General features: G+C 69.2%; 8 protein-coding genes. All 8 read left to right on the forward strand.

Annotated features, from left to right (window positions below; all coding sequences use genetic code 11):
• Nucleotides 1-906, forward strand: a 906-nt coding sequence (gene tuf, locus ACY45C_RS00425; RefSeq protein WP_462185689.1) for an elongation factor Tu, incomplete at its 5' end; no start/stop codon positions are given.
• 339 nt (nucleotides 907-1,245) lie between these two features.
• Nucleotides 1,246-1,554, forward strand: coding sequence for a 30S ribosomal protein S10 (gene rpsJ / locus ACY45C_RS00430; protein ID WP_007514815.1), 309 nt, complete (start codon nucleotides 1,246-1,248; stop codon nucleotides 1,552-1,554).
• A 17-nt stretch (nucleotides 1,555-1,571) separates the two neighbouring features.
• Nucleotides 1,572-2,279: a 50S ribosomal protein L3 gene (gene rplC / locus ACY45C_RS00435; RefSeq protein ID WP_462185690.1), complete on the forward strand. Its 708-nt coding sequence runs from the start codon at nucleotides 1,572-1,574 to the stop codon at nucleotides 2,277-2,279.
• Nucleotides 2,276-3,013, forward strand: coding sequence for a 50S ribosomal protein L4 (gene rplD, locus ACY45C_RS00440; RefSeq protein ID WP_462185691.1), 738 nt, complete (start codon nucleotides 2,276-2,278; stop codon nucleotides 3,011-3,013). Before rplC ends, rplD begins: the two co-directional genes overlap by 4 nt.
• Nucleotides 3,010-3,306, forward strand: coding sequence for a 50S ribosomal protein L23 (gene rplW, locus ACY45C_RS00445; RefSeq protein ID WP_011435041.1), 297 nt, complete (start codon nucleotides 3,010-3,012; stop codon nucleotides 3,304-3,306). Before rplD ends, rplW begins: the two co-directional genes overlap by 4 nt.
• Before the next feature lie 46 nt (nucleotides 3,307-3,352).
• Complete coding sequence (gene rplB, locus ACY45C_RS00450) at nucleotides 3,353-4,186, forward strand: 50S ribosomal protein L2 (protein WP_011435042.1); 834 nt, start codon at nucleotides 3,353-3,355, stop codon at nucleotides 4,184-4,186.
• 93 nt (nucleotides 4,187-4,279) lie between these two features.
• A complete protein-coding gene (rpsS, locus tag ACY45C_RS00455; protein ID WP_011435043.1) occupies nucleotides 4,280-4,561 on the forward strand; it encodes a 30S ribosomal protein S19 in 282 nt (93 codons plus the stop codon).
• The coding region (gene rplV, locus ACY45C_RS00460; protein WP_462185692.1) for a 50S ribosomal protein L22 at nucleotides 4,554-4,821 on the forward strand (268 nt) is incomplete at its 3' end. The genes rpsS and rplV, both read left to right, overlap by 8 nt.

Here is a 4,821-nt window from a genome sequence, read left to right on the forward strand (position 1 = left end):
GGTGCCGCCCAGATGGACGGCGCGATCCTGGTCGTGTCCGCTACCGACGGCCCGATGCCGCAGACGAAGGAGCACGTGCTCCTCGCCCGCCAGGTCGGCGTGCCCTACATCGTCGTCGCCCTGAACAAGGCCGACATGGTCGACGACGAGGAGATCCTCGAGCTCGTCGAGCTGGAGGTCCGGGAGCTGCTGAGCTCGTACGAGTTCCCGGGCGACGACGTTCCGGTCGTCCGGGTCTCCGCGCTCAAGGCGCTGGAGGGCGACAAGGAGTGGGGCGCCAAGCTCCTCGAGCTCATGGCGGCGGTCGACGAGTCGATCCCCGAGCCGCAGCGTGACATCGACCGGCCGTTCCTCATGCCGATCGAGGACGTCTTTACGATCACTGGTCGTGGCACCGTGGTCACCGGCCGCGTCGAGCGCGGAATCGTCAAGGTCAACGAGACCGTGGAGATCGTCGGCATCAAGCCGGAGACCACCTCCACCACCGTGACCGGTGTCGAGATGTTCCGCAAGCTGCTCGACGAGGGGCGTGCCGGCGACAACGTCGGTCTGCTCCTGCGCGGTATCAAGCGTGAGGACGTCGAGCGCGGCCAGGTCATCGTCAAGCCGAAGTCGATCACCCCGCACACGGTGTTCGAGGCTCGCGTCTACATCCTCAACAAGGATGAGGGCGGACGGCACACGCCGTTCTTCAAGAACTACCGCCCGCAGTTCTACTTCCGCACCACCGACGTGACCGGCGTCGTGACCCTCCCCGAGGGCACGGAGATGGTCATGCCGGGGGACAACACCGAGATGACGGTCGAGCTGATCCAGCCGATCGCCATGGAGGAGGGTCTGCGCTTCGCCATCCGCGAGGGTGGCCGGACCGTCGGCGCGGGCCAGGTCACGAAGGTTCTCAAGTAGTAGCCGTGGGCGGTGGGTCCGGGCGTGTGTACGGACCCACCGCCCACTGCGCTGCCTGACCAGACGGGGCCCGGCCCCACGTGTGGCGGGGTCGCCCCGGCCAGGCAGGGCTCTCGCGAGACTCGGCTGCCGAGGACAACCGGCCGCCGGTAAGGGACGCAGCCCGGTCCCGGTCGACACGTCGAGCGGGACCGGCACGAGACAGCGGTACAACCGGCAGATTCTTTCCGCCGGCGGCGCGGTGCCAGGCTCGCCGCGCGGCCGGCGGTGAGGATCTACGGGCGGTGACCCGGTAGCGATACCGGCCGGACGAGACAGACAGGACAGGCGAAGCCCACCATGGCGGCACAGAAGATCCGCATCCGGCTCAAGGCCTATGACCACGAGGTCATCGACAGCTCGGCGCGGAAGATCGTCGAGACGGTGACGCGGACGGGCGCGCAGGTCGCGGGACCGGTGCCGCTGCCGACGGAGAAGAACATCTACTGCGTCATCCGGTCGCCGCACAAGTACAAGGACAGCCGCGAGCACTTCGAGATGCGGACGCACAAGCGGCTGATCGACATTCTTGACCCGACGCCCAAGACGGTCGACTCGCTCATGCGCCTCGACCTGCCCGCCGGCGTCGATATCGAGATCAAGCTGTAAGAGGGGCCGGCGCAGTCATGCTCATCCGCAACTACAGAGGGCTCCTGGGCACCAAGCTCGGGATGACCCAGGTATGGGACGCGAACAACCGCGTCGTGCCGGTCACCGTCATCAAGGCCGGACCTAACGTCGTCACGCAGGTCAAGACGCCTGACTCGGACGGCTACTCGGCCGTGCAGCTCGGTTACGGCGAGATCGACCCGCGTAAGATCAACAATCCCGCTCGCGGCCACTTTGCCACCAGTGGGGTGACGCCTCGGCGCCACCTCGTCGAGCTGCGGACCGCCGACGCCGGCAACTACCGGCCCGGCCAGGAGCTGACCGGCGAGGTGTTCTCCGCCGGGACCGTCGTCGACGTCACCGGCACCTCGAAGGGTAAGGGGTTCGCCGGTGTCATGAAGCGTCACGGGTTCAAGGGCCTGGGCGCGGGGCACGGCGTCGAGCGCAAGCACCGCTCGCCGGGGTCGGTCGGCGGCTGCGCCACTCCCGGTCGCGTGTTCAAGGGCCTGCGCATGGCCGGCCGGATGGGTCACGTGCGCACAACGACCTCGGGGCTGACGATCCACGCCGTCGACACCGAGCGCGGCTATCTGCTGGTCAGGGGTGCGGTGCCCGGCCCGGACGGTGGTCTGGTCCTCGTGCGCAGCGCGGCCAAGCGCCCGGCGCCCGAGACCATCGCCCCGGCGGCCGAGCCGGCCGATACCGGTGAGGAGGTCTCGGCATGAGCCGGGTGGCCACATCCGACCCGAGCGTCACCACGCGCACCGTCGCGGTGCACGCGCCGAACGGGGGCGACGGCGGCAGTGTCGAGCTGCCCGGTGGCGTGTTCGACGTGCCGCTCAACGTCCCGCTGATCCACCAGGTCGTGGTGGCGCAGCTCGCGGCGGCCCGCCAGGGCACGCACGACACGAAGACCCGCGGCGAGGTCCGCGGCGGTGGCCGTAAGCCGTATCGGCAGAAGGGCACCGGCCGGGCCCGGCAGGGATCGCTGCGGGCTCCGCAGTTCACCGGCGGTGGCACCGTGCATGGCCCCACGCCGCGCAGATACGACCAGCGGACCCCGAAGAAGATGAAGGCCGCCGCGCTGCGCGGCGCGCTGTCCGACCGGGCCCGCAACAACCGGGTGCACGTGGTGTCCTCGCTGGTCTCCGGCGAGGCGCCGTCGACGAAGAGCGCGATCACCGCGCTGCGGACGATCGCCGACACCCGCCGGGTGCTGCTGGTGGCGAGCCGTTCGGACGAGCTGACCTGGAAGAGCCTGCGCAACGTCGCGGCGGTGCACCTGCTCGACCCGGGCCAGCTCAACACCTATGACGTGCTGGTGAGCGACGACGTGGTCTTCACCGAGGAGGCGCTGGCCGCATTCCTTGCTCGTGACACCCGTCCGGCGACCTCTACCGCCGGGACCGAGGCTGCCGCGGGCACCGAAGGTGTGGCCGGGGCGGAGGAGAACAAGTGATTCCCGACCCGCGTGACGTGATCCTGCGGCCGGTCGTCTCCGAGAAGAGCTACGGCCTGCTCGACGAGAACGTCTACACCTTCATCGTGCGTCCGGACGCGAACAAGACCCAGATCAAGCTCGCGGTCCAGCAGATCTTCAATGTGCGGGTCCTGCGGGTGAACACCATCAACCGGCAGGGCAAGCGCAAGCGGACCAAGCACGGCTGGGGACACCGGTCCGCCTCCAAGCGGGCCCTGGTGAGCCTGGCTCCCGGTGACACGATCGAGATCTTCGGAGGCCCCGGTGCCTGAGCGCGTGCGCTCCGCGGCGGCGGTGGGTCCAGGACGGTAGGAAGCCATGGGTATTCGTAGGTACAAGCCGACGACGCCGGGGCGTCGTGGTGCGAGCGTGGCCGACTTCGTCGAGATCACTCGTGACCACCCGGAGAAGTCGCTGGTCCGCCCGCTGCACTCCAAGGGCGGGCGCAACGTCCACGGCCGGATCACCACCCGGCACCAGGGCGGCGGCCACAAGCGGGCGTACCGGGTCATCGACTTCCGGCGGGACAAGGACGGGGTGCCGGCCAAGGTCGCGCACATCGAGTACGACCCCAACCGCACCGCCCGGATCGCGCTGCTGCACTACCTCGACGGGGAGAAGCGATACATCCTCGCGCCGGTGAAGCTCAGGCAGGGCGATACGGTCAGCTCCGGCGTGGGCGCCGACATCAAGCCCGGCAATGCGCTGCCGCTGCGCAACATCCCGACCGGCACGGTGGTGCACGCCATCGAGCTGCGTCCCGGTGGTGGTGCGAAGATCGCCCGCAGCGCCGGCACGAGTGTGCAGCTCGTCGCGAAGGACGGCCCCTACGCTCAGCTGCGGATGCCCTCCGGTGAGATCCGCAACGTGGATGTGCGCTGCCGCGCGACGGTCGGCGAGGTCGGCAACGCGGAGCAAAGCAACATCAACTGGGGTAAGGCCGGCCGGATGCGCTGGAAGGGTCGCCGACCCACCGTGCGTGGTGTCGCGATGAACCCGGTCGACCACCCGCACGGTGGTGGTGAGGGTAAGACTTCCGGCGGTCGTCACCCCGTCAACCCCAAGGGCCGTCCGGAGGGGCGGACCCGCGCGACCCGCAAGTCGTCCGACGCGCTCATCGTGCGTCGTCGCAAGCAGAACAGGCGGCGGTAGTGGTGATCTCCAGGCCCCGGGCCGCGTCGACCACCAGCGCGCCGCCGACCAGCCGCACCCATCGGATCTGAGCAGGAAGGAGGAGACACAGCCATGCCACGCAGTCTGAAAAAGGGCCCGTTCGTCGACGACCACCTGCTCAAGAAGGTGGATCTGCAGAACTCCAAGGGCACCAAGCACGTCATCAAGACCTGGTCGCGCCGGTCGACCGTGATCCCCGACATGCTGGGGCACACGATCGCCGTGCACGACGGCCGCAAGCACGTCCCGGTCTTCATCACCGAGGGCATGGTCGGGCACAAGCTCGGCGAGTTCGCCCCGACCCGGACCTTCCGTGGCCACGTCAAGGAGGACCGGAGGTCACGCCGTGGCTGACGATCTCGTTGACGGCCTGACCCGGGCCGGTCTTCCCGGGGCCAAGGCCTCGGCCCGCTATGTCCGGGTCTCGCCGACGAAGGCCCGCCGGGTCGTCGACCTGGTGCGCGGGCGCTCGGTCGGCGAGGCGCTGGACATCCTCCGGTTCGCTCCGCAGGCGGCCAGCGAGGACGTGTACAAGGTTGTCGCCAGCGCCGCGGCGAACGCCGAGAACAACCACAGCCTCGATCCGGCCACCCTGTGGGTCGGCGAGGTCTACG

The sequence above is a fragment of the Frankia sp. CcWB2 genome (assembly GCF_977927585.1).